Raw genomic sequence first — 24,429 nt, forward strand, 5'->3', positions numbered from 1 at the left:
GAGATGGGGAAGGACATCCCCGATCGGACCGCCGGGAATGACGGCGACGAAGACTTGGAATAGAGAGCCGGCCCGACCAGTCTTTCACGGCTTCGTCTCTCCCAGTGGTCTCGCCCGACAGTCGAGGCGCACGGCTCCTCTCGCGGGATCTTGCCGACACCATAGGTCTGGACCGGCCGGTCCGGCCAATGCCATGTTCGGTTCGGGCTATGCGCAAACGGCATCGGCATGGATCTCGACTGGCTCAAGGACTTCCTCGCCCTGGCGGAGCTGAAGACGTTCTCCCGGGCGGCCGAGGCCCGGAACGTATCCCAGCCGGCGTTCAGCCGCCGCATCCGCGCCCTGGAGGACTGGGTCGGCACGCCCCTGTTCCTGCGCGGGGCGCAAGGGGCCGCGCTGACGGCGGCCGGCGCCCATTTCCGGCCGGCCGCCGACGCGTTGGCGCGCGGCCTGGAGCGCGCCCGCCGCGCGACCCGGGCGGTCGGCGACCGGGAGACGGTGACCTTGTCGCTGGCGGCGACGCACGCCCTCTCCTTCACCTTCTTCCCGCACTGGATCCGCGGCCTGTTGCAGCTTCAGGCGCTCGGCGCGCTCAACCTCGTCTCGGACAGCATGGAGGCCTGCGAGGCCATCCTGCTGGCCGACGAGGTGCATTTCCTGCTCTGCCACGTCCATCCGGAGGCGCCGACGCGCTTCGAGCCGGACCGCTTCCCGAGCCTCTGCGTGGGGGACGACGTGCTCGTGCCGCTCTGCGCGCCCGACGCGGCCGGCCGGCCGATATGGTCGCTGCCGGGGACGCCGACGGCGCCGGTCCCCCATCTCGCCTACAGCCAGGCCTCCGGGCTCGGGCGCATCCTCGCGGCCTGCCGGGACGGAGCGCGCACCCACATGGCGACGGGGCTGACCTCGCATCTGGCGGCGACGCTGATGACGATGGCGCGCGACGGGCACGGCATCGCTTGGCTGCCGCAGACCATGGCGGCCGAGGACCGGGCCCGCGGCAGCCTCGTGCGGGCGGGTCCGGACGCGTTCGACATCCCGATCGAGATCAGGCTGTTCCGATCCCTCGCATGCCGCAACCAGGCCGCCGACGCGCTCTGGGATCGGCTTGCCCGGGAGGCGTGACGAGACGGCCCGATCGCGAGCGCGGGATGCCGCCTCCGTCACGCGAAAAGGCCGCCTCGGCGGCGGCCCTCCTCGTCGTCGCCCGCCCCGCGCTCAGGCGGCGCGCACGCCCGCCAGGAAGCGCTGCACCTCGGCGCCGAGATGCTCGGACTGGCGCGACAGCTCGGAGGCCGAGGCGAGCACCTGGGAGGCGGCCGCGCCGGTCTCCTCGGAGGCCCGCGCCACGCCCGCGATGTTGCCCGTCACCTCGGAGGTGCCCGTCGAGGCCTGGGCCACGTTGCGCACGATCTCCTGGGTGGCCGCACCCTGCTCCTCCACGGCGGCCGCGATCGTGGCCGCCACCCCGTTGATCTCGCGGACCCGGGCCATGATCGAGCCGATCGCGCCCACCGCCTCGCCGGTCGCGCCCTGGATCTGGGCGATCTGGTCGGAGATTTCACCGGTGGCACGCGCCGTCTGGCTCGCCAGTTCCTTCACCTCGGCGGCGACGACGGCAAAGCCCCGTCCGGCCTCGCCCGCCCGCGCGGCCTCGATGGTGGCGTTGAGCGCCAGCAGGTTGGTCTGGTTCGCGATGTTCGAGATCAGGCCGACCACGTCGCCGATCCGGCTCACCGCGCCGTTGAGGTCCTGCACCAGCCGAGCGGTCTGGTCCGCCTCGCCGACGGCCCGCTGCGCCAGGTCCGACGAGCCCAGGACCTGCCGTCCGATCTCCTGCACGGAGACCCCGAGTTCCTCGGCCGCCGCGGCCACGGTGTTGACGTTGGTGGCGGCCTCCTCGGCCGCGGCGGCCACGGCGGTCGATTGCGAGGCCGTCTGCGAGGCCGTCGCCGTCATGGTCTGCGCGGTCGCCTGCAATTGCGTGGCGGAGGCCGACACCGTGCCGACGATGCCGCCGACCGCCTGCTCGAAGGCGTCGGCCATCTGGCGCATGCCGGCCTTGCGCTGCTCCTCGGCCGAGGCCCGCGCCTGCACGGTCTCCTCCTCCAGCCGCCGGGCCTGGATCATGTTCTCCTTGAAGACCTGGACCGCCTCCGCCATCGCGCCGACCTCGTCGCGCCGGCCGATGGCGGAGGCGGTCCCGGTGTCGCCGGCCGCGAGCCGGCGCATGGCCGCCGTCATGCGCTCGAGCGGGCGGCTGATCGTCAGGACCAGCATCGCCACCGCGGCGGCGGCCAGGATCGCGGCGAAGGCGAGAAAGCCCACGATCTGCTGGCGGGCCCGCTCGTGGGCGGCCTGCGCCTCGGCGCCGCTCGCGCTCGCGGCGGCGACCTCGACCTCCGCCAGCTTGCTCAGCGTCGCCGTGATGCCCCGGATCGCGTCCGACATCACCGTGTTGAAGTGCTCCTGTGCGGCGGCGGCATCGCCGCGCTCGGCCTGGACGAAGCCCTCGGCCTGCTGCTCGAGATAGGCGGCCCACTGGCGCTCGAAGGTCTGGAAGAGGTCGCGTGCGGCGGGCGACTCGACGAGGCCGACATAGCGCGCCTGCGCGGCCCGCAGCTCGGCCTGCCGCTGCTGGATGGAGCCGAGGGCATCGGCCTTCTGCTGGGGCGTCTTGGCCGACAGGATCCGGCCGCCGTTGATCCGGATGCGCAGCGTCGCGGTCTGGATGTTTCCGAGCGCCTGCGTCGCGGGGAACCGCTGCGTGCGCAGTTCGGTGATCGTCCGGTTGATCGTCTCCATCTGGACATAGGCCAGCGCGGCGAGACCGCAGACGAGCGCGAGCATGATCGAGAAGCAAGCAATGAGCTTTGCTTTGAGAGAGAACGAACCCAGCATTATAGTGATACCCTCAGAGCACGACTGAAAATGCGCGCGCTGACTATGCAATATAACTGTAATTTTAGAATCCTAGGTTAATCTTTCGTAGTCCGATCGAGCGAATGCCGCGCGCTGTAACACCGCGCTCGCCGCGACACGCTTCGGATGGGCGCCTCTTTCGCCGTGCGAGATCCCACGACGTCGATCGTCGACGGGATTTCCAGGTGATCGCGCGCGACCGCGGCCCTCAGGCCGGCCCGTCCGCGTGAGGCCTGAGGCGGGCGTCCCACCCCAGCATCGCGAGGGCGGCCACCGCCTCCAGCTCGGCGCGCCCGACGCCGTCGCGGGCCAGGATCGACATGCCGCTCTGAACGGTCTGGGCGAAGCGGGCCAGCGCCCGCAGATCGGTCGAGGCCGGAATCTCCCCCTCCGCCACGGCGCGGGCGAGGCGCGCTTCGAGGCGCTCCAAGGTCACGGCGCGCGCCGCGCGCATCCGCTCGCCGAGATCCGCGTGGCCCGCGCCGCCGACGGAGAAGAGCGTCACCATGCAGCCGAGGGGCTGGTCGCCGAGCGATCCCGTGAGGGCGGCGGCCGAGTCGAGGAGGTAGGTCGAGACCGCCTCGCGCGCGGTCCCCGCGGCCCCGAATCCCCCCCAGACCGAGGCCTCGTAGCGCTCGGAGTAGTGGCGCAGGGCCTCCAGATAGAGCGCCTCCTTCGAGCCGAAGGCCGCGTAGAGGCTCGGCGAGCCGATCCCCATGGCCTGCGTGAGGTCGGCGATCGAGGTCGCCTCGTAGCCCTTCAGCCAGAACAGCCGCGTCGCATGCGCCAGGGCTGCCTCGCGGTCGAAGGCGCGCGGCCGCCCGCGGCTGCGCGCTGCTTCCCCGGGGTCGCTCTCGGCCTCCGGTCTGCGTCCCGATTTCTGCATCGATCGATATATAATCTCCTTGACCGCTCCCACCAACACGCCTAGCCATTTCTGTGTCGATCGTTACAAAAAGGACGGACCATGCAGGATCTGGCTGGCAAGCGCGCCCTGGTCACGGGTGCCTCGCGCGGCATCGGCGCCGCCATCGCGCTGGGGCTGGCGGAGCGGGGGGCGGATGTGGCGATCACCTACGAGCGGTCGGCCGACCGCGCGGCCGAGGTCGTGCGGAGCATCGAGGGGAGGGGCCGGCGCGGGCTCGCGATCCAGGCCGACAGCGCCGACGCGGCGGCGGTGTCGCGCTCCGTGGCGGAGGCGGTCGACGGGCTCGGCGGCCTCGACATCCTCGTCAACAATGCCGGCATCGCCCGGGGCGGCACCGTCGAGAGCATGAGCCTGTCCGACATCGACGCGCTGCTGAACGTCAACGTGCGCTCGGTCGTGCTGGCCTCGCAGGCGGCCATCCCGCATCTCGGGGCGGGCGGCCGCATCGTCTCGATCGGCTCGTGCCTCGCCGAGCGCGTGCCCTTTCCGGGCGTGACGGTCTATTCGATGACGAAATCCGCGCTGCTCGCCTTCACCCGGGGGCTTGCCCGCGAACTCGGCCCCCGCGACATCACCGTGAATCTCGTCCAGCCGGGCGGGACCGACACCGACATGAACCCGGCCGAGGGCGCGCAGGCCGACGGCATCCGCAGCCTGACGGCGCTCGGCCGCTACGGCACGCCCGACGACGTGGCCGCGGCGGTCGCCTTCCTCATCAGCCCCGCGGCGCGGCAGATCTCCGGCTCCGTCGTCACGGTCGATGGCGGCCTGAACGCCTGAGCGGAGCGGCGCCCCCCTCAAGGGGCGCCGCCGCGCCTCACGCCGCGCGCACGGTGTCGAGGAAGCGCTGCACCTCGGCGGAGAGGTGCTCGGACTGGCGCGACAGCTCGGAGGCGGAAGCCAGCACCTGCGTGGCCGCCGCGCCGGTATCCTCCGAGGCCTGGGCCAGCCCGGTCATGTTCTGCGTGACCTCGCCCGTGCCGGTGGCGGCCTGGGAGACGTTGCGCACGATCTCCTGGGTGGCCGCGCCCTGCTCCTCCACCGCCGCGGCGATGGAGGCGGCCACGGCGTTGATCTCGCGGATGCGCAGGGTGATCGAGCCGATGGCGCTCACCGCCTGCCCCGTCACCCCCTGGATGCGGCCGATATGCCGGCCGATCTCCTCGGTGGCCCGGGCGGTCTGGGAGGCGAGTTCCTTGACCTCCGAGGCGACCACCGCGAAGCCGCGCCCCGCCTCGCCCGCGCGGGCCGCCTCGATGGTGGCGTTGAGCGCCAGGAGGTTGGTCTGGCCCGCGATGGTCGAGATCAGGCCGACGACGTCGCCGATCGTCACCACCGCCTGCGACAGCTCCTCGACCAGATGCGCCGTCTGGTCCGCCTCGCCCACGGCCGCCTGGGCCAGCCCGGCCGAGCCGGCGACCTGACGGCTGATCTCCGAGACGGAGACGCCGAGTTCCTCGGCCGCCGCGGCCACGGTGTTGACGTTGGAGGCGGCCTCCTCGGCGGCGGCGGCCACGGCGGTGGATTGCGAGGCCGTCTCGCCCGCGGTGGAGGTCATCTGCTGGGCAGTCGCCTGCAATTGCGTGGCCGAGGCGGAGACGCTGCCGACGATGCCGCCCACGGCCGCCTCGAAGCGGTCGGCCATCTGGCGCATGCCGGCCTTGCGCTGCTCCTCGGCCGAGGCGCGAGCCTGCGCGGTCTCATCCTCCAGGGCGCGGGTGCGGATCAGATTGTCCTTGAAGACCTGCACGGCCGCCGCCATCGCGCCGAGCTCGTCGCGCCGCCCGGTGCCGGGAACGACGATGCCGGTCTGGCCGGTCGCGAGCGTGTTCATCGCAGCCGTCATCGCCTGCAGCGGGCGCGCGATCCGGAAGAAGCTGAAGGCCAGGGCGCCGATGGCGGCCAGACCCACGAGCACGAGGGCGAGCCAGGTGACGCCGCGCGCCCAGGCGCTGGCCGCCTCGGCCGCGGCGGCGGCCTCGAGCGCGCCCTTTCGGTTCAGCTCGGCATCCTGGTTCAGGATGGCGCCGGCGCTCGTGAAGTTGTCGCGCACCTCCGTCTGGAACAACTGGCGGGCCTCCGGGGCGCGGCCCTGCTCGACGAGGTTCGCCACCCGGTCGAACAGGCCGGTATTCGCCGTCCACTTCTCCCGGAAGGCCGTGAGGAGCGCGCGCTCCTCGGCGGAGCTGACCAGGGGCTCGTAGCGCCGCATCTGGTCCTGCATCCGGGCGATCACCGCATCGATCTGCCGGCGCGCCGCGACCCGCTCCGCGTCGCTCTCGCTCAGGAGGAAGCCGAGGCGGGCGGTCCGCACGTCCGAGAAGGTGGCCTGCATCTGCCGGACGAGATCGAGCGAGGGCATCCAGTTCGTCGTGATGTCGGAGACCTTCGTCTCGACGGCCGCATTACTCGTGAGGCCGGAAACGCCCTGCCCGACCGACAGGATGGCCATTACTCCGAACAGGCCGGTGAGGGCGACTTTGATGGACGCGCGCATGGAACAACCCCGAGCCGCCTTGAGCCGGCGGACTGTCGGATGGACTAACAGATGATCGTTTTTCGAAACTTAATCCGCCCGCGGACCGTGCGCGAAAAGCCTAATCGCGCGGTCCGATGCTGCGTATTCGCGAAAACTCGTGCGCGAAGACGCGCGGCAGACCTCGAGGCGGCCGGGCTGTCTTGCATCCATCGGCGACGTTCCTGACACGTCACCGATCGCGATGCGGAGGTTTGCGCTGTCGTTCGATCCGAACCGGACGATCTCAAGTCGTCCCGACGCGGGCGCGGGCAGGACATCTGCCTATCCGCGATCCCGGCGCGGGGCGCCGTTCGGGCCGGCGGTGCGCCTGCCTTGCGCAGGGCCGACGAAGAGCGGGGGAAAACCTCCCATGCCCCCACCGGGTTGGTCTTTGCGCGCGCTTTCGTGCTAAAGCCTTCGGAAATCCCTGACGGTCCTGCTCGGGGTTTTCTGCCGTTCCGCACTCGCTTGACTGCCGCGTCGGGACGCCGCGCGCCGCCGCGGGACCTCGTGCGGCGCGATCCTCATCGAAAGATTTTTCCATGAGCGACGACATCGACGCCAAGACCCGGGCCGCGGAGCGCGCGGAGCGGGCCGAACGCATGGCTCGTGAGGGTCAGCAGGCGATGGCCGAGCATCTGGCCGCCGTCAAAGCCGTGGACGAGCGCACCGTGCGCCTGCGGGCCCTGCGCCTCGCCAAGGAGGCCGAGGAGGCCGCCGAGAAGGCCGCCAACCCGCCCGCGCCCAAGCGCAGCCGCAAGAAGGCGACGGTCTGACCGCGATGGCCATCGACCGCACCCGCCGTCCGAGCGACCCGCGTCAGGCGGCCGAAGCCGCCTTCCGGGCGGTGACCACGAAGAAGGCCCCCGAGGCCGCGCCGGTCGCGCCGCGGGCCCCGCTCGTTCCCGGCGCCCGCGAGACCGTCTCGCTGCGCATCGACCGGGCCGTGCTGGAGCATTTCCAGAAGGACGGCCCCGGCTGGCAGGACCGGATCAACGCCGCGCTCAAGGCCGCGGCGGGGCTCTGAGCCGCCGATCGAAGACGCCGACCCGGGCCGGACCCGAGATGCGCGCGCGATGAGAGGGCCTTCGCCTCCGCCATGTCTCGTCCCTGCTCGGCGGGAAGGGGTGCCGTGAGCGGAACCGCCGACCTGCTCGCCGGCGCCCTCGGCCTCAGCCCCGACGAGACCACGGCCCTTCTCCTTTCCCTGCGGATCGCCGCCGTGGCGACGCTGGCGAGCCTGCCGCCCGGCCTCCTCGTGGCCTGGCTGCTGGCGCGGCGGCGCTTTCCCGGACACGCCCTGATCGACGGGCTCGTGCACCTGCCGCTGATCCTGCCGCCGGTGGTGACGGGCTACCTGCTGCTCCTCGCCTTCGGCCGGCGCGGCCTGTTCGGGGCGTGGCTCGCCGAGATCGGCATCGTGTTCTCGTTCCGCTGGACCGGCGCGGCGCTCGCCTGCGCGGTGATGGGCTTCCCGCTGATGGTGCGGGCGATGCGCCTGTCGATCGAAGCGGTCGACCGCCGGCTGGAGCAGGCAGCGGAAACCCTGGGCGCGCCCCCGCCGCTGGTCTTCCTCGCCGTCACCCTGCCGCTGAGCCTGCCCGGGATTCTCGCGGGCGCGGTGCTCGCCTTCGCCAAGGCGATGGGCGAGTTCGGCGCGACGATCACCTTCGTCTCCAACATCCCCGGCGAGACCCAGACCCTGCCCTCGGCGATCTACACGCTGACCCAGGTGCCGGGCGGGGAGGCGGGGGCCCTGCGCCTCACCCTCATCTCGGTCGCGGTCTCGATGCTGGCGCTCCTCGCCTCCGAAGCGCTGGCCCGGCGCATGAGCCGGCGGATCGGGGCGGAGAGGTGAGGGGAGCCGGGGCGCTCCTGCCTCCCCGTCTCGGGCGCAGGCCTTCTCACGCGTAGGCGTAAGGCCCGCCCCGCTCCAGCGCCCGCCCGTAGGCGGGTCGGGCGTGGATGCGGGCGAGCCAGTCCTTGAGGTGGGGACCGGCGCCGGTGCCGCGGGCGGAAAAGGCTTCGAGAGGAAAGCTCATCATGATGTCGGCGGCGGTGAAGTCCGCTCCGCAGAAATACGGGCGCCCGGCCAGCTCCGCCTCCCAATACGCGGCGTGGCGGCGCAATTCCGGATCGACGAAGCCGGCCGTGACCCGGGCGGCGATGGCGCGCACCAGGGGGCGCAGCAGGGCGGGGCTGCCGGGCGCGAGCCGCGAGAACACCAGCTTCAGCAGCAGCGGCGGCATGGCCGAGCCCTCGGCGTAGTGCAGGAAGTAGGTGTAGCGCAGGGCCTCCGGCGTGTCCGGCGGCGGCACCAGGGCGCCGCCCACCCGCGCCGTGAGGAATTCCACGATGGCGCCGGTCTCGGCGATCACCTGCCCGTCCGCCTCGACGACCGGCGACTTGCCCAGCGGATGCACGGCCCTGAGTTCGCGCGGCGCCAGCATCGTGTCGGGGTCGCGGTCGTAGCGCTTCACCGTATAGGCGAGCCCCAGCTCTTCGAGGAGCCACAGCACCCGCTGCGAGCGGCTGTTCTCCAGATGGTGGACGGTGATCATCGGGACTCCCTTGCGGCCTCGCGCCGACAACGCGGCGGGCGGCGCATCGGGCCCGCGACTTGTGTCCGCCTCGGCTTTTCTGCCAAGCCGGCCCCCGCAAGCCGCCTCGCCCCTCGAACGGACGAGCCTCCCGGACCGACGCGCCATGACGATCGAGATCGACGTTTCGCTCCGCCGCGGCGCCTTCGCCCTGGAGGTCGCCTTCACGGCCGGGGCCGGGCTCACGGCCCTGTTCGGGCGCTCCGGCTCGGGCAAGACCACGGTGATCGACCTGATCGCCGGGCTCGCGCTACCCGAACGCGGGCGCATCGCGATCGCGGGCGCGGTGCTGCTCGACACGGAGCGCGGCATCCGCGTGCCGGTGCATCGGCGCCGGATCGGCTGCGTCTTCCAGGAGGCGCGGCTGATGCCCCATCTCAGCGTGCGCCAGAACCTGCGCTTCGGCCGCTTCTTCACGCGCGGAACGGGAGGGCCGGACCTCGACGCGGTGGCCGATCTCCTCGGCATCGCCCCGCTCATGGAGCGGCGCCCGGCCGGCCTCTCGGGGGGCGAGCGGCAGCGGGTGGCGATCGGCCGGGCTCTGCTGGCGCGCCCGCGCCTGCTTCTCATGGACGAGCCGCTCTCGGCGCTGGACGAGGCCCGCAAGCGCGAGATCCTTCCCTATATCGAGCGGCTGCGCGACGAGGCGGGACTGCCCATCGTCTATGTCAGCCATTCCGTGGCGGAGGTGGCCCGTCTCGCCTCCACCGTGGTGGTGCTGGAGGGCGGGCGCGTCGCGGCGAGCGGCCCGGTCGACGCCGTGCTGCGCCGGCCCGAGCTGATCCCCGACGGGGCGGAAGCCGGCAGCGTGCTGGCGCTGCGCGTGGAGGGCCACGACCCGTCGGCCGGCCTGACCCGGCTCGCCGGCGGCGAGGGCGGCGCTCTGAGGCTCGACGTGCCGCTCCTGGCCCTGCCGCCGGGCCGCCGGCTGAACCTGCGCATTCCCGCCCGCGACGTGCTGCTGGCCACCGAGCCGCCGCGGGCCTTGAGCGCGCGCAACGTCCTGGCCGGCCGGGTCGCGCGCCTCGCGGAGGAGGGGCCGGCCTGCCTCGTCGAGGTGGCCTGCGGCGAGGCGATCCTCGCCGCCCGCCTCACCCGCGCCTCCGCACGCGATCTCGGGCTCGCGGTCGGCCGGCCGGTCTACGCCATCGTCAAGAGCGTCGCGCTGGATGCGGGCACCGCGGCCGGGGAGGGGCGGATCGAGATCTGAGGACGGCCGGCCGGCGTCCTCCGGTGCAGCCGCGCCACGCCCGCGCCCGAAACGACGCGGCCGGGTCCGGCCCGCTCCGCTCCTCGCTTGACCTTTGTCCCGCGCGGCCCCGACGGTGGCGCCGAAACCGGACGGAACCCGGACATGGCCCTTCTGCAGCGTCTCCTCTCCTACGCCTCCTCGGCCTTCGGCCTGCCGGCCCCGGCTGAGCCCATGCCCGACGGCAGCGAGGAGCATCTCGCGGCGACGGCGCTCCTCGTCCACGTCGCCCGCGCCGACGGCCTGCTCGACGCGGCCGAGACCGCGCGGCTGGTGCGCCTCGTGCGCGGCCGCTACGCCGCCAGCGACGCGGAGGCGGAAGGATTGATCGAGCGGGCCGCCGCCTTCGACGCACAGACCCGCGACATGACGAGCCTCGTCGAGCAGATCGGCGGCGACGGCGCGCCCGGCGAGCGGGAGCGGCTGCTGGCCATGGCCTGGGCCGTGGCGGGCGCGGACGGCGCGGTGCACGAGTTCGAGGAGGCGCTGGTCTGGCGCCTGGGCAAGCTGCTCGGCTTCGACGAGGCGGCGATCGACGCCGCCCGGCTCCGGGGCGCCCGCGAGGCGGCGAGCCCCGCCGGCACATGACGCTCCGCTGCGCGGAAAGGCCGGGGTTTCGGGAGGGCGCGCCCTTTCGCGGGTTCGGGGCGCAGCCCTGGAGGAAGACCGAGGATCCGCCCCGGCGCCCCGCCGAAGGGATGATCCCTTCGGAATCCCGCGTGCTCTCATGATCGTCAGCCTCACCGTGATCCTGCTCGCGCAGCTCGCGGGCGAAGTCGCCGCGCGCGCCGCCGGCCTGCCCGTCCCGGGCCCGGTGATCGGCATGGCGCTGCTGCTCGTCTTCCTCGTGCTGCGCGACCGCGCCCGGCCGGTCTCGAACCGCTGGCTGCCGCCGCCGCTGGTCGACGGCGGCTTGGAGGACGCCTCCAAGGGGCTGCTGGCGCATCTCTCAATCATGTTCGTGCCGGCTGGCGTCGGCATCGTCGGCAAGCTCGACGTGCTGGCGAGCCACGGGCTGGCGCTCGCGCTCGTGCTCGTCCTCTCGGTCACCCTGACGCTGACGGCAACCGTGCTGACCTTCGTCGCGGTCTCGCGGCTCATGGACCGGCGGTGAACGGCGACTTCGCCCTCTGGGTCTACCTGACCCACACGCCGCTGCTGTGGCTGACGGTGACGCTGCTCGCCTACGCCGTGGCCGACCGGCTGTTCCAGGCGGCGGGCCGCCACCCGGCCGCCAACCCGGTGATCCACTCGATCTGGATGATCGGCCTGCTGCTGACGCTCACGGGCACGCCCTATCCGGCCTATTTCCAGGGCGCGCAGTTCGTGCACTTCCTGCTCGGGCCGGCCACGGTGGCGCTGGCGGTGCCCCTCTACGAGCGGCGCGCGACGGTGACGCGCGCGCTCCTGCCCATGCTCGCCGCCCTCCTCGTCGGCTGCGTCACCGCGATGGCCTCGGCGCTGGCCTTCGCCACGCTCGCCGGCATCCCCTACGAGGTGATGCTGGCCATGGCCCCGAAATCGGTGACCACGGGCGTGGCCATGGGCATCGTCGAGGCGCTCGGCGGCGATCCCACGCTGGCCGCCGTGCTGGTGATGCTCACCGGCATGGCCGGCGCGGTCATCGTCACGCCGCTGATGCGACTGCTGCGCGTCGAGGACATGCGCGCCCGCGGCTTCGCGGCGGGGCTGGCCGCCCACGGGCTCGGCACCGCCCGCGCCTTCCAGGTCAGCGAGGTCGCCGGCACCTTCGCCGGCATCGCCATGGGGCTGAATGCGTTCCTGACCGCGATACTGGTGCCGGTGGCGGTGAGTTTTCTGCGGTAGGTTTTTGCGGTGAGGCCCTGCCGGCCGATACGTCGCGGACGAACATCGAGAAGAATGCCCGCGCCGCGAGCCCGATCCGGCGCTGCGTCTTCGGGGTCTGTGCGGTGCCGCACGACGATGCGGTGGAGGACTTCGGAAAGTCTTCTAAGCTCACGCCGTCGCTGCGATGGCCCGTCCATCCTTTCGGCAGCGCCCGGAGCCGACGAAGACAATGTCGAACGGCACCTTGACGTTCTGGATGACGATGGCCGTCGTCAGCGCCTCTTTCGGCGCGCTGCACGGCCTTCTGTTCGGCGACGGGCCGACGCTCGCCGGTGTCCTCTACGGCACGGGTGTCGGACTCCTGGTGATCGCCTACGAGCGCGGCCTCTTCCTCGCCGGCTACAGCCGGCGCCTGCGACGATTGCCGACGCTCGCCTATTTCGCGGCCGCCGAGAGCAGCTTGGTTCTCGTGATCGTGACCGGGATGTCGCTGACGGGCTCGATCCTCTGGGCGCTCGGCATCGCGGACAAGACCTTCGCCGAGGCCGTCACGCCCAAGCTCTCCACGATCCCGTTCGCGTTGGTGGTCTCGGCGCTGATCGTCGCCGTCCTGCGCGTTCGCGACCTGATCGGCAGCGAGACGTTCACGAGCCTGATCCTGGGGCGCTACCACCGCCCGATCAGCGAGGAGCGCGTGTTCCTGTTCCTCGATCTCGTCGGATCGACGGCCTACGCGGAGAAGCAGGGCGACCTCGCCGCGCAGGAACTCTTGAAGGCCGTCTTCGCCGCGATCGCCGAGCCGGTGCGGCGCCATCGCGGGCAGGTCGACGACTATGTCGGCGATCAGGTCATCGTCTCATGGCCCCTCGCCCGGGGCATCGAGCGGGCGCGCTGCGTCGCCTGCGTCTTCGCGATCCGTCAAACCCTCGAACGCGACCGGAACGGCTGGCTCGCGCGCTTCGGCTTCGTTCCCGAGCTGCGCGCGGCCCTGCATGGCGGCGGCGTCGTGACGGCGGAAGTCGGCGTCGACCGGCACAAGATCGCCTATTTCGGCGACGTCATGAATGCGACCGCACGGTTGGAGGGTCTGTGCCGGGAGACCGGGCGGAGCGTGCTGATCTCGGACGCCGTCCTGACCAGGCTGCCCGCCCTTCCCGACGGCATCGCCGCCGAGGCGCTCGGGGGGTACCGTCTGCGGGGCCGTCGCGAGACGATGGCCGTACATGCGCTGACGGAGATGCGCGCGCCGGTCACCGCCGGCGCGTCGAGCCATCGTGCGGGTGCCGGAGCCGAGCGCAAGCCGGCAGCGCCGGACTACGTGCCTCAGCCCAGGCGGCAGGAGGCCGAATTGGGTGTGCCGCGAGAATCAGCAGCCTCGGCCTGAGCGGCGCCCGGCCTTCGGCCACCGTGTTGCGCCGCAATACCCGACACTCTACAAGCCGGACATTCGCCTGGACCCGGTGCAAGCCCGGGTGGCTCTTCCGGCCGCCGATCCGCCGGACCACGCATTCGTGACGCCTTCTGTCCTCCGCGCCTTCGTCGCGGGGCCTGCGTCCCTCTGCGGATTCATTTTCGATGTCATCGCTGCCGACAACCGCCCGCCGGCGGTCCGCCCCGTCCCGGCTCCCGCCCTGGCTCTCACCCTGGCTCGCCCAACCGCGGGCCGACATCCTCTCCGGCCTCGTGGTCGCGCTCGCCCTGATCCCGGAGGCCATCGGCTTCTCGGTGATCGCCGGGGTCGATCCGAAGGTCGGCCTCTACGCCTCCGTGGTCATCGCCTGCACCATCGCCTTCGCGGGCGGGCGCCCGGCCATGATCTCGGCCGCCACCGCCGCCACGGCGGTGGTGATGGTCGATCTCGTGCGCGACCACGGCGTCCAGTATCTCTTCGCCGCCACCATCCTGATGGGCGTGCTGCAGATCCTGGCCGGGCTCGCCCGGCTCGGGCGGCTGATGCGCTTCGTCTCGCGCTCGGTGATGACGGGCTTCGTCAATGCGCTGGCGATCCTGATCTTTCTGGCGCAGTGGCCCGAACTCACCGGTGTGACCCCGGCCACCTACGCCCTGATCGCGCTCGGACTCGCCATCATCTACGGCTTCCCTAGAATCACCCGCGCCGTGCCGTCCCCGCTGGTGGCCATCGCGGTGCTGACCGCGCTCACAGCCTTCCTCGGTCTCGACGTGCGCACGGTCGCGCATCTGGGCGCCCTGCCCAGCGCCCTGCCGAGCTTTGCCCTGCCCGACGTGCCGCTGACCTTCGAAACCCTGCGCATCATCCTGCCCTATTCGGCGACCCTCGCCGCGGTCGGCCTCCTGGAGAGCCTGCTCACCGCGCAGATCGTCGACGACATGACGGATACCGGCAGTTCCAAGAACCGCGAATGCATGGGCCAGGGGCTCGCCAACATGAGCTCGGCCGTGTTCGGCGGCATGGGCGGCTGCGCCATGATCGGCCAGTCGGTCATCAACGTCTCGTCCGGCGCCCGCGGCCGGCTCTCGACCCTGGTGGCGGGCGCCTTCCTGCTGTTGCTGCTGGTGCTGCTGCAGGATCTCCTCGCCATCGTGCCCGTGGCGGCGCTGACGGCGGTGATGATCATGGTCTCGCTCAACACCTTCTCCTGGCGCTCGCTCCTGGACCTGCGCAGCAACCCGCTGCCCTCCTCGGTGGTGATGCTCGCCACCGTGGCGGTCGTCGTCGCCACCCGCGACCTCGCCATCGGCGTGCTGGTGGGCGTGCTGCTGTCGGGCGTGTTCTTCGCCGGCAAGGTCTCCCGGATGAGCCGGGTCGTCTCGGAGCTGTCGGCGGACGGGCGCACCCGCACCTACCGGGTCTCGGGCCAGGTGTTCTTCGCCTCCGCTGGCACCTTCGCGGAGAGCTTCGACGGGCGCGAGCCGGTCGAGCGCCTCGTCATCGACGTGCACGCGGCCCATTTCTGGGACATCTCGGCGGTGGGCGCCCTCGACCGCGTGGTGATGAAGGCCCGCGCCGCCGGCCGGATCGTGGAGGTGATCGGCCTCAACGAGGCCAGCGCCACCCTGGTCGAGCGCTTCGGGCAACACGACAAGGCGGGCGCCTCGCTGCCCGTGCATTGACGGGCACGGTGACGGAGAGGACCGGCCGGCACCTTCCGCGCCCGCCCTGGTTGTGCAGTGCAGCGGAAACTCGGTAGTATCGTCCGGGGACAGGCCGGCGCATCGCGGCGGGACCCCGACGATGGCCCGTTGCTCCGCGAGGCGCCGTGTTTCCCTTCGACCCCTCCCGTCAGGCCCGGCGCCTCGTGCGCAAAAGCCTCGCCCGCACCACGCGGCAGGTCACGCGCTCCGTCGACGCCGCCGGCAAGGCCGTGACCCGGTCGACCGAGAAGGCGATCCGGGAGACGAAGAAGGCGACGGTCCGGACCGTGAAGCGGTCGGTCCGCCACACCGAGAAAGTGGTCGCGGCCGCCTTCGCCCCGCAGGGGAGAGGGATCGTCCGCAAGCCGCCCGGCCAGTTCGTGACGGTCGATTCCCTGCCCGTGCACGTCATTGTGCGCGGCCGGGGGCGGCCGGTGGTCCTCGTCCACGGCAACGGCACCATGGCCGAGGATTTCGCGATCTGCGGACTGATCGACCGGCTGGCGACGCGCTACCGGGTCATCGCGATCGACCGGCCCGGCTTCGGCTACACGGCCCGCCCCCGCCACCGCATCTGGACGGCGCAAGCCCAGGCCGTGCTCCTGCACCGGGTGCTGGACCAGCTTTCCGTCGAGCGCCCCCTCGTGGTGGGGCATTCCTGGGGCACGATCGTCGCCCTGGCGCTCGCGGCCGAGGGGCGGCGCGCCTTGCGCGGCCTCGTGCTGCTGTCGGGCTCCTACTTCCCGGGACGCCGCGGCGACGCGGCCATGCTCGCACCGCTGGCGATGCCGGGGATCGGCGACGCGGCGCGGGCGATGGTGCCGGCGAAGCTCAGTGCGGCGCTCACCGAACAGTCGTTCCGGCAGGTGTTCTGGCCCCAACCCGTGCCGGCCCGCTTCAGGGCGCGCTTCCCGATCGAGATCGCCGCGGCCGCGACGCAAGCCCGCGCCGTCGCGGAAGACGCCGCCTCGATGAACGCCGCCGTCACCGCGCTCGAGCGTGGTTACGCGGGCCTGACGCTGCCGGTCTCCATCGTGGCCGGCGATGCGGACGCCATCGTCAAGTCGAGCGACCATTCGGTGCGGCTGCACACGACGATCTCCGGAAGCACCCTCCGGCTCCTGCCCGGCATCGGCCACATGACGCACTACGCCGCGCGGCTGAAGGTCGAGCGCGCGATCGACGATGTCATGACGCTGCGCTGAGCCAAGGCCTCCGGGCTTCCGGGTCTGCACCCGCCGGGCTCGATCGCAAGCGGTCAGGCTGGGCTCCCGCCTATCCCCCCGTCTCCAGCGCCCGCGCCAGCGCCACGAACCCCGCCACCGGAATCTCCTCCGCCCGCGCCGTCTCCGGCAGCCCGGCGGCGGCGAGCAGGCGGGCGGGGTCGGGGGTCGCGGCCTTCAGGCTCTGGCGCAGCATCTTGCGGCGCTGGCCGAAGGCGGCGCGGGTCACCCGCTCCAGATCCGCGATGCGGCAGGGCAGGGGCTCGGGGCGCGGGCGCAGGTGGACGATGCTGGAGGTGACCTTCGGCGGCGGCACGAAGGCGCTAGCGCCCACGTCGAACAGGATGGTCGCCTGCGTGCGCCAGCCGCACAGGACGCCGAGCCGGCCGTAATTGGCCCGGTCCGACTCGTCGGCGACGATGCGCTCGGCCACCTCGCGCTGGAACATCAGGGTCGCCGAGTCCCACCAGGGCGGCCAGCTGTCGTCCCGCGTCTCGGCGCCGAGCCAGCCGGTGAGCAGCACGGTGGCGACGTTGTAGGGCAGGTTGGCCACGATCCGCACCGGCCCGTCGCCGACGAGGGGACGCGGATCGAAGCCGACCGCGTCCGCGTCGATCACGTCGAGCCGGCCGGGGTAGTGCGCGGCGATCTCGGCGAGCGCCGGCAGGGCCCGGGGATCGCGCTCGATGGCGACGACGCGCTTGGCACCCGCCGCCAGCAGCGCCCGGGTCAGCCCGCCGGGGCCGGGGCCGACCTCCACCACGGTGACGCCGTCGAGCGCGCCCGCCGAGCGGGCGATGCGGCCGGTAAGATTGAGATCGAACAGGAAATTCTGGCCGAGCGCCTTCTTCGGCTCCAGCCCGTGGCGCCGCACCACCTCGCGCAAGGGCGGCAGGCCGTCGGCGCTCAACGCTTCGGTGTTCATCGGCGAAGAGGCTCAGGCGCGGACGGGGAAGGGCGTAACGGTGGCGGCCGGGCGCTGCGCGAGGCGGTGCGCCAGCCGCAGGGCCGCGATCAGGCTGTCGGGCTTGGCCACGCCCTTGCCGGCGATGTCGAAGGCGGTGCCGTGATCCGGCGAGGTGCGCACGAAGGGCAATCCCAGGGTGACGTTCACGCCCTCGTCGAAGGCGAGCGTCTTGATCGGGATCAGCGCCTGATCGTGGGTGGGGGTCAGCGCCACGTCGTAGGTCGCCCGCGCCCGCTCGTGGAACAGGGTGTCGGCGGGCAGCGGCCCGCGGATGTCGATGCCCTCGCTGCGCAGGGCCGCGACGGCGGGGGCCAGCACGTCGCGATCCTCGGTGCCCATGGTGCCGGACTCGCCCGCATGGGGGTTCAGGCCCGACAGGACGAGGCGGGGGTTGTCGAGGCCGAAGCGGGCGCGCAGGTCGGCGTGGACGATGCGGGCGGTACGCTCGACCAAACCTTGCGTCAGCAGGTCCGGCACGCGGCGCAGGGCGACATGGATCGTCACCGGAACCACGGCGAGCGTGTCGCTCCACAGCATCATCACCGGCAGCGGCGGCTCGCGGCCCTCCTTGGCCGCGAGCGCGGCCAGGAACTCGGTATGGCCGGGATGGGCGAAGCCGACCCGGGTCAGCACGAACTTGGCGATGGGGTTGGTCACCACGGCCGAGGCCGCGCCGGAGCGCACCAGATCGACGGCGGCGGTGATCGATTCCACGATCGCGCCCGCATTCGCCGAATCCGGCGCGCCGGGCGTGGCGGTCACCCCGGCCCCGCTCGGCAGCGGCAGGACGGGCAGCGCCCGGGGAAACACCGCGCAGGCATCCTCGGTCTCGACCTCGGCCACGGGCACTGACAGGCCGAGCCGGTGGGCGGTCCGCTCCAGGAAATCGGGGTCGCCGACGAGCTGGAATGGCGGCACGCCCCGCTCGGTGCGCAGGCGCCACGCGGCGAGCGCGATCTCCGGCCCGATCCCGGAGGGGTCGCCGAGGGTGAGCGCGAGGGGTTTGTCGTCCGAAGCCATGGCCGGGACTTATACAGCCTTTGCGGCGATGTCCGAGGCCGCGCGCGAGCGGGCGCGGGCGCGGCCGCCTACCGCGTCGGCTCCGGGTAGCGCGTGCCGTCCACGACGGCGTCGAGGGGAACCCGGCTCCAGTCGAAGCCGGCCGGCGGCTCCGCGCGCTTGCGGCACAGGATCTCGCTGTGTCCGTACATCTCGGTGATGGGCGAGAAGCGCAGGCCCGGCCGGGCGGCGGCGGTGAAGTAGCCGGCGATCGGGCTGCTCATGCCCTTCTCGATCAGCTCGAAGCCGAGCGCGTCGTTGAATAGGGCGCGCAGGCCCATGTCGGAGAATTGGAAGAAATTCCACGGCCGCTCGTGGGAGCGGAAGGAGAAGTGCGTCTCGACGAAGACGTGGCCGCCGACCTTCAGGAGCCGACCGATCTCGACCGCCGCCAGCCAGGGCATGGCGAGGTGCTCGAACACCGCCGAGGAGAAGATCAGGTCGAAGCGCTCGTCTTGCGCAAAATAGCTGGAGAGCCGGTGGGCGTCGCCGACCACGTCGACGTTCTCGCCGGCGTAGAAGTCGAAGCCGACATACTCGGCCCGGGAAAAGCGATGGCGGAAATTGGCGCCGGTGACGTTGCGCGAGCCGACCTCCAGCACGCGCAGGCCCGGCCGGTCGAAGCGCTCGGACAGGCTGTCGATCCAGGCGCCGTGGGCCAGATCCCGCGGCGGGGCGATCCGGTCCCGGCGGAAGGCGAAGGGCAGCGTCGCCAGGGCGCCGTAGGCGCGGGTGAGCGCGCCGGCCGTGCGTCTTCAGCATCGCTTCCTCGCCGCGGCGCGTGGCAGCATCGTCAGCGCACCGTGGCGATGCCGTCGGCGGTGGTCGAGGTGCTGACGTTCTGGCGCAGGTCCGCCTCGCCCAGCGTCTTCAGCTCCAGCCGGAGCAGGACGGTCTGGTTGCGCTCGCGCACGCCGATCGCGGTGGCGATGGGCGAGACGATGTAGTTGAGCGAGACCGTGGTGCACTCGTCCTGATAGCCGCCGCCGAGGCTCATGCCCGAGAGATAGGCCCGGCCCGGATTGCTGTAGACCGGCGCGAGGCCGACCGGGTTGGCGAGGTAGGCGGTGTAGTAGTCCGCGAAGGTGTCGCGGGTGTCCAGGTAGTGGGTGAGGTCGACGAGCGCCGAGCCGGTGACGAACCAGTTCGGGGTGATGCGGTAGGTGGCCGAGGCCGTCACGCCCTCGCGGCGGTGGGAGAAGCCCAGCGCCGGCTGCGCCTCGTAGAAGGAGTAGAACAGCGAGGTCTCGAGCGGCAGGAACGGCGCGAAGCGCGCGGTCACGCCGGCCTCGAACCGGTTCACCGCCAGATCGCGCTGGTCGAAGCGGGCGCGGGCGATGAAGCTGATGTTCTGGTTGGGCGAGAGCTGGAAGCGGCTCACGAAGTCCGAGCGGCGGTTCTCCAGGCCGGAATCGAGGCCGACATTGGCCAGATCCCCGCGGCGGAACGAGTTCACGCCCGCGATCTGGATCGACTCGCCGAACATCACGTTGGCGTACCAGCCCGTCGGGGTCACGACCGAGTATTGCGCGCCGAGATTGGCCCGCACGCCGCCCTCGACCCGATCGTAGCCGGAGAACTTGTCCCACTCGAAGAGCGAGGTGTCGTCGAAGACGAGGCTCTGCGCGTCCTCGTTGGGCAGGCGGCCGATCCGGGTCTCGGAGGGCCGGGCGATCACCTGGGCGATGGGCTCCAGGGTGTGGACGCCGAGCGCGCCGAAATCGGCGACGAAGGGGTAGCGGTAATCGATGCCGATGGCCGGCATGACCCGGCCGGAGAAGCCGTCATCGACCGTGGTGATGTTGTTCACCAGCGCGTTCTGGAAGCCGGACAGGCTCGGGTTCACGAAGAAGGCGTCGGTGCGCAGGTAGGTGAAGGGCGTGAAGACCTGGCCGAAATCGTCGATGAAGCTGCGCCGCCAGGAGACCTGGGCCGAGAGGCGGGTGTTGGTGCCGCCGAGGCCCCGCACGATGCAGCGCTCCCGCACGAAGGTGGTGCAGGTCTCATAGAGCGGGTAGCTGATCCCGTTGACGCTCGGGGCGAACAGGTAGCTGCCCGTGCGCGGGATGCCCTGGAAGTCGGTGGCCTCGCGGGTGAGGCTGGTGACGTTGGCCTCGAAGCGCACCTCGCCGCCGAGCGGCTTGGGCCCATCGATGCGCTTGTCGTAGTCGATCACCGGCAGGACGACGGGCTGCTCCTTCTGCCAATCGAAGCTCGACAGGGCCTTGAAGTAGTAGCCGCGCATCTCGAACCAGGAGCGGTCGCCCTGGCCGACGAGGTAGGCGCTCGACACCGCCTCGCGGAAGTAATCCGTGGTGATGTTCTGGTTGCGGATGCGGTAATTGTCGAGGAACCACTTGTCGGTGACGCCGACGAGGTCCCAGCCGGTGCGCCAGTTCTCGTTGATGTAGAAGCGCCCGCGCGATTCGATCGAGCCGCGGAAGTCGCGGTCGGCTGCGCCCAGCGGCCCCGGCAGGAAGGCCGAGGGCGTCGACTGGAAGATGCCCGACAGGCGCAGGTTGTACGACCCGTTGTCGATCCGCTGGCGGAACTCGGCCTGTCCCAGCACGCCCTGGCGCGAGACGAAGGCGGGCGAGATCGTCAGGTCGTAGCTCGGATCAAGGTTGATGAAGTACGGCGTCGCCACGCCGGTGCCGATCGCCGTCGAGGTGATGAAGCGCGGCGTCAGGAAGCCGGTCTTGCGCTTCACCGTCGGGTCGGCGGATTCGAAATAGGGCAGGTAGGCGACCGGAATGCCGCCGAGTTCGAGGGTCGAATCCTCGTAGGTGATCGTGTGGGTCTGGTTGTTGTGGACGATCTTGGACGCCTTGATCTGCCAGAGCGGCGGCGTCGTCGGGTTGTCCTTGCAGGGCTCGCAGGCGGTGTAGGTGGCGTAGTCGAAGCTCGACTGCTCGCCCGCGATCCGCTCCGCCCGCGGGGCGGAGATGCGCGTGCGCACGGTCTCGCCCTTCATCTGGACGGTCTGCTGGATGCGCAGGGCATCGACGAAGCCGTTCTTGAAGTCGTCGGTCAGCTCCATCCGCTCGCCGGTGACCAGCGCCCCGGTCTCGTCGGTCAGGCGGACGTTGCCCTCCGCGAAGACGCGGCTGGTGCCCCGGTCGTAGCGGACCCGGTCAGCCTGGAGCGTGCGGGCGCCGTAATGCAGCTCGGCATTGCCCCGCGCGGTCACGGTGTTGCGGTCGTTGTCGTAGATCAGCTCGTCGGCTTCCACGAGCAGGCGCTGGCCGGGCTTCTCGCCCTTGCCGCCTCCGGCGAGCTTCTCGAGTCCGGCCTGGGCATGGGCGCGCTGCGCGGTCAGCCCGAAGGCTGCCGTGAGCAGAGCGGCCATCGAGACCGTGATCGCGATGTCGGCGACCTTACGCAACGCGTCCCTCGAACCCTGTGCAGCCCCCTGCACGACGACACGGCCCGGCACCGCGCTTCCCCGGAAGACCCTGCATCAGCCGTCCTCCTGGTAGAGAAGCGTGAGCGTACCGAGCAGACTCCCTACCACGGCGGGGAACCACGCCGCCACTGTCGGCGCGACCATGCCGGACGCGCCCAGGCCCTCCATGACCTGCCGCGCGACGTAGAGCACGAAGCCTGCCGCCACCCCGCCGAGCACCAGCTTGCCGACCCCACCAAACCGGAAGAATCTTAAGGAAACCGTTGCCGCCACGAGGACCATCGCGAGGTAGAGCAGGGGCGTTGCCAGCAGTACATCGTACTGGAGCCGGTAGCGCGTGGCATCCAGCCCGGCCCGCTCGTGGCGCGCGATCGTCTGTGGAAGTTGCCAGAAGGGCACAGATTCCGGGGGCGTGAAGCGCTGGCGGATCTGGCTCGGGTCGAGAGTGGAGGCCACGAGGTAGATCTCGTGGCTCTCGGGCGGCTGATCCCGTGTGAGAACCCGCACATCCTGGAACTCCCACCAGCCGTCGTGCAGGATTCCCCGCGCCGCCTCGACCTGGGCGGAGAAGACGCCCGCCTCGTCGAACAGGAAGGCGGTGACGCCGGCCAGCGTGGTGGTGCCCTCGATCGCCGTCTCGGCGCGGATGATCGCCTGACCGTCGACGCTGCGCTGGCGCAGCCAGAGGTCCTTGCCGGTGCCGGCCTTGGTGGATTTGGCGAAGATCTTCGCCTCGATCTCGCTGGAGCGCTGCTTGAGCGCCGCCGAGAGGGGATTGTAGGCACCGATGGTGAGCGCACCGATGGCGAGTGCCACGAAGGCGCCGGGCTGGAGGAACTGCCAGGCCGAGATGCCGGCGGCCCGCGCCACCACGAGTTCGAGCTTGCGCGAGAGCTGGAGCAGGGCGGCCATGGAGCCGAACAGCACCGCGAAGGGCAGCACGCTCTCGGCCACCGCGGGCGTGCGATAGAGCGCGAGCTGGGCCATCAGCCCCGTCGAGGCCCCCTCCGACTCGCCCGCGCGGCGCAAGAGCTCGACGAAGTCGAGGGTGTAGACCAGCGCGAAGACCGTGAGGAACACGCCCAGGATCGTGCGCACGAAGCGCCACGCGAAGTAGCGGCCGAGGGTGGCGCCGATGAGCATGATCGCTCCCTCAGGCCCGCCCGGCCTGCGGCCGGCGCCGCAGGGCGGCGGCCAGCGCCCGCCAGGGCCGGCCGAGGCGCTCGCCGAGCGCGCGGGTGCGGGCACCGCCGAAGATCATGAGGCAGCAGAGCGCGATGGCGCCGAGGGGCGCGCCGTAGATCGCCGCCACGGCGCCGGGGCTGCGCACGGCGGCGCTGCTGGCGGCAAAGCCGGCGATGCGCAGGGCGATGACGCCGATCACGGCGCCGGCCACGGCGAGACCCCGGCCCTGGCGGGTGGTGCGCGGATCGCCCAGCGCGGCGAAGGCGATGAAGGCGAGCGCCAGCGGGTAGAGCCAGGCCGAGAGCCGGTCGTGGAGTTCGGCCCGGAAGCGGCCCTTCTGCAGGCGGTAATAGCCCTCGCTCGTGTCGGGGAAGAGCAAAGCCGCCGTCGAACGCTCGCGCGGCTTGTAGATCGTCTCGGAATCCGGGGGCGTGAAGGCGGCCAGATCGACGGCGTAGCGCTCGTAGCTCACGATCGAGGAATCGCGGCTGTCCTTCTGCTGGCGGTGGATGCTGCCCTTCTCCAGCACGAGGTAGGTCTGCCCATCGACCTCGCTGACGCGGCCGCGCTCGGCCAGGTAGACCACGGCCTTGCCGGGCTCGCGCTTGTCCTGGATGAACAGCCCCTGGAGCGAACCGTCGGGTCCGCGCTCGCGGAAATGGAAGGTGATGCCGCTGTCCAGCGAGGTGAACTGCCCCTCCTTGACGACGTTGGCGACGAAGTCGCCGCGCACCCGCGTCAGCACGTCGCGCAGCTCTTGGAAGGAGGAGGGCATGACCTGGATCGTCAGGAAGGCGACCACCACGCTGATGGCGAAGGCCAGCGTCACGAAGGGCCGCAGCAGCTGCCGCGGCGGCATGCCCGCGGCCGACATCACGATCAGTTCGGAATCGCCGTTGAGCTTGTTCAGCGCGTAGACGCAGGCGATGAACAGCGCGACCGGGGCGATCACCGTGATCAGGGTCGGCAGCGACAGGCCGGTGATGAACAGGAAGACGAGGAGCGTCTGGCCCTTGGCCGTGACGAGGTCGAGCTCGCGCAGGGCCTGCGTCACCCAGATCGTGCCCGTGAGCCCGATCAGGCAGGTGAGGAAGGCCCCGAGCGCGATCCTGAATATGTAGCGCTCGATCTGCGTCATCCGCGCCGTCCGGCTCCGAACCACCCCTGCTGGCCGCCGAGGCGGCGTCCCCTTGTCGCCGGTCGCGGCGACCGGGCCAAGCGGCCCGGATCGCGGCCGGACTGCCAAGTCTCGGGGCGCCCGGAATGAGGCCGTTTCGCGGCGCGGGCCTTTGGGTGCCGGGAGTGACCGGGGAGGAGCCGGCGAGAACCCGTGGAGAGGGCGTCAAGCCGCCTCCGGCTCCGGGCAGGCGACGGCGACCGCCATCCGCCGGTCGAGCGCGCGTCAGCACACCGGGCAGCGTGGACAGCCCCGGATTGCCAGCCCCGGAC

At 71.6% G+C, this 24,429-nt stretch carries 22 protein-coding genes and 1 other annotated feature; of the genes, 12 read left to right on the forward strand and 10 right to left on the reverse strand.

All coding sequences use genetic code 11. The features are described 5' to 3' along the window. The first annotated feature begins 228 nt into the window (after window positions 1–228). Window positions 229–1,125 carry a LysR family transcriptional regulator gene (locus BY998_RS12265; RefSeq protein WP_110351900.1) on the forward strand — a complete coding sequence of 299 codons (897 nt, stop codon included), beginning with the start codon at window positions 229–231 and terminating at the stop codon, window positions 1,123–1,125. 93 nt (window positions 1,126–1,218) lie between these two features. Here the strand turns inward: BY998_RS12265 and BY998_RS12270 are convergent, their stop codons facing one another. Together BY998_RS12270 and BY998_RS12275 are read right to left on the reverse strand one after the other, a co-directional pair. After that, window positions 1,219–2,901, reverse strand: a complete 1,683-nt coding sequence (locus BY998_RS12270) for a methyl-accepting chemotaxis protein (RefSeq protein WP_110351901.1) — start codon at window positions 2,899–2,901, stop codon at window positions 1,219–1,221. Window positions 2,902–3,130: 229 nt separating this feature from the next. Next, the gene (locus tag BY998_RS12275; protein WP_110351902.1) at window positions 3,131–3,808 is read right to left on the reverse strand and encodes a TetR/AcrR family transcriptional regulator; all 678 of its coding nucleotides are present in this window, start codon (window positions 3,806–3,808) and stop codon (window positions 3,131–3,133) included. 81 nt (window positions 3,809–3,889) lie between these two features. On the opposite strand from BY998_RS12275, the gene BY998_RS12280 reads away from it, so the two are divergent. Beyond that, window positions 3,890–4,630: an SDR family oxidoreductase gene (locus BY998_RS12280; RefSeq protein ID WP_110351903.1), complete on the forward strand. Its 741-nt coding sequence runs from the start codon at window positions 3,890–3,892 to the stop codon at window positions 4,628–4,630. Between the two features lie 37 nt (window positions 4,631–4,667). On the opposite strand, the gene BY998_RS12285 is transcribed toward BY998_RS12280, so the two are convergent. Beyond that, window positions 4,668–6,347 carry a methyl-accepting chemotaxis protein gene (locus BY998_RS12285; protein WP_110351904.1) on the reverse strand — a complete coding sequence of 560 codons (1,680 nt, stop codon included), beginning with the start codon at window positions 6,345–6,347 and terminating at the stop codon, window positions 4,668–4,670. Between the two features lie 563 nt (window positions 6,348–6,910). Between BY998_RS12285 and BY998_RS12290 the strand changes: the two genes are divergently transcribed. From BY998_RS12290 to modB, 3 genes are all read left to right on the forward strand, one after another. Continuing rightward, on the forward strand, window positions 6,911–7,144 hold the full coding sequence (locus BY998_RS12290; RefSeq protein WP_110351905.1) for a hypothetical protein: 234 nt from the start codon (window positions 6,911–6,913) through the stop codon (window positions 7,142–7,144). Between the two features lie 5 nt (window positions 7,145–7,149). Further along, a complete protein-coding gene (locus tag BY998_RS12295) occupies window positions 7,150–7,395 on the forward strand; it encodes a BrnA antitoxin family protein (RefSeq protein WP_110351906.1) in 246 nt (81 codons plus the stop codon). 105 nt (window positions 7,396–7,500) lie between these two features. Then, window positions 7,501–8,226, forward strand: coding sequence for a molybdate ABC transporter permease subunit (gene modB, locus BY998_RS12300; protein WP_110351907.1), 726 nt, complete (start codon window positions 7,501–7,503; stop codon window positions 8,224–8,226). Between the two features lie 46 nt (window positions 8,227–8,272). Here the strand turns inward: modB and BY998_RS12305 are convergent, their stop codons facing one another. Beyond that, a complete protein-coding gene (locus BY998_RS12305) occupies window positions 8,273–8,929 on the reverse strand; it encodes a glutathione S-transferase (protein ID WP_110351908.1) in 657 nt (218 codons plus the stop codon). Window positions 8,930–9,074: 145 nt separating this feature from the next. On the opposite strand from BY998_RS12305, the gene modC reads away from it, so the two are divergent. The 7 genes from modC to BY998_RS12340 all read left to right on the forward strand — a co-directional run bounded on the left by modC (window position 9,075) and on the right by BY998_RS12340 (window position 16,345). Further along, window positions 9,075–10,178, forward strand: coding sequence for a molybdenum ABC transporter ATP-binding protein (gene modC / locus BY998_RS12310; RefSeq protein ID WP_110351909.1), 1,104 nt, complete (start codon window positions 9,075–9,077; stop codon window positions 10,176–10,178). A 144-nt stretch (window positions 10,179–10,322) separates the two neighbouring features. Next, window positions 10,323–10,805: a TerB family tellurite resistance protein gene (locus BY998_RS12315; RefSeq protein ID WP_110351910.1), complete on the forward strand. Its 483-nt coding sequence runs from the start codon at window positions 10,323–10,325 to the stop codon at window positions 10,803–10,805. Window positions 10,806–10,944: 139 nt separating this feature from the next. Beyond that, window positions 10,945–11,331, forward strand: coding sequence for a CidA/LrgA family protein (locus tag BY998_RS12320; RefSeq protein WP_110351911.1), 387 nt, complete (start codon window positions 10,945–10,947; stop codon window positions 11,329–11,331). Beyond that, a complete protein-coding gene (locus BY998_RS12325) occupies window positions 11,328–12,044 on the forward strand; it encodes an LrgB family protein (RefSeq protein WP_110351912.1) in 717 nt (238 codons plus the stop codon). The genes BY998_RS12320 and BY998_RS12325 overlap by 4 nt, the downstream gene beginning before the upstream one ends. Before the next feature lie 211 nt (window positions 12,045–12,255). Continuing rightward, the gene (locus BY998_RS12330) at window positions 12,256–13,410 is read left to right on the forward strand and encodes an adenylate/guanylate cyclase domain-containing protein (RefSeq protein WP_110351913.1); all 1,155 of its coding nucleotides are present in this window, start codon (window positions 12,256–12,258) and stop codon (window positions 13,408–13,410) included. Between the two features lie 66 nt (window positions 13,411–13,476). Next, window positions 13,477–13,532: a sequence feature (sul1 is cis-regulatory element that is thought to sense ions involved in sulfur or methionine metabolism; They are found in Alphaproteobacteria), on the forward strand. Window positions 13,533–13,601: 69 nt separating this feature from the next. Further along, window positions 13,602–15,119 (forward strand): SulP family inorganic anion transporter, encoded by a 1,518-nt coding sequence (locus BY998_RS12335; RefSeq protein ID WP_110351914.1) that lies wholly within the window; start codon window positions 13,602–13,604, stop codon window positions 15,117–15,119. Window positions 15,120–15,265: 146 nt separating this feature from the next. After that, entirely contained in the window at window positions 15,266–16,345 is a 1,080-nt protein-coding gene (locus BY998_RS12340; RefSeq protein WP_110351915.1) for an alpha/beta hydrolase, read from the forward strand. Between the two features lie 70 nt (window positions 16,346–16,415). Here the strand turns inward: BY998_RS12340 and rsmA are convergent, their stop codons facing one another. The 6 genes from rsmA to lptF all read right to left on the reverse strand — a co-directional run bounded on the left by rsmA (window position 16,416) and on the right by lptF (window position 24,118). Continuing rightward, window positions 16,416–17,288, reverse strand: a complete 873-nt coding sequence (gene rsmA, locus BY998_RS12345) for a 16S rRNA (adenine(1518)-N(6)/adenine(1519)-N(6))-dimethyltransferase RsmA (protein WP_110351916.1) — start codon at window positions 17,286–17,288, stop codon at window positions 16,416–16,418. Between the two features lie 12 nt (window positions 17,289–17,300). Continuing rightward, window positions 17,301–18,350: a 4-hydroxythreonine-4-phosphate dehydrogenase PdxA gene (gene pdxA, locus BY998_RS12350; RefSeq protein ID WP_110351917.1), complete on the reverse strand. Its 1,050-nt coding sequence runs from the start codon at window positions 18,348–18,350 to the stop codon at window positions 17,301–17,303. Window positions 18,351–18,418: 68 nt separating this feature from the next. Further along, entirely contained in the window at window positions 18,419–19,105 is a 687-nt protein-coding gene (locus tag BY998_RS12355; protein ID WP_110351918.1) for a class I SAM-dependent methyltransferase, read from the reverse strand. A gap of 77 nt (window positions 19,106–19,182) precedes the next feature. Continuing rightward, window positions 19,183–21,774 (reverse strand): LPS-assembly protein LptD, encoded by a 2,592-nt coding sequence (locus BY998_RS12360; RefSeq protein ID WP_181425506.1) that lies wholly within the window; start codon window positions 21,772–21,774, stop codon window positions 19,183–19,185. Window positions 21,775–21,849: 75 nt separating this feature from the next. Beyond that, window positions 21,850–22,938 (reverse strand): LPS export ABC transporter permease LptG, encoded by a 1,089-nt coding sequence (lptG, locus tag BY998_RS12365; protein ID WP_110352025.1) that lies wholly within the window; start codon window positions 22,936–22,938, stop codon window positions 21,850–21,852. 10 nt (window positions 22,939–22,948) lie between these two features. Continuing rightward, window positions 22,949–24,118 (reverse strand): LPS export ABC transporter permease LptF, encoded by a 1,170-nt coding sequence (lptF, locus tag BY998_RS12370; protein ID WP_110351919.1) that lies wholly within the window; start codon window positions 24,116–24,118, stop codon window positions 22,949–22,951. Between the last annotated feature and the right edge of the window lie 311 nt (window positions 24,119–24,429).

Source organism: Methylobacterium sp. B4, assembly GCF_003201865.1.
In the GTDB taxonomy this organism is placed as follows: Bacteria; Pseudomonadota; Alphaproteobacteria; order Rhizobiales; family Beijerinckiaceae; genus Methylobacterium.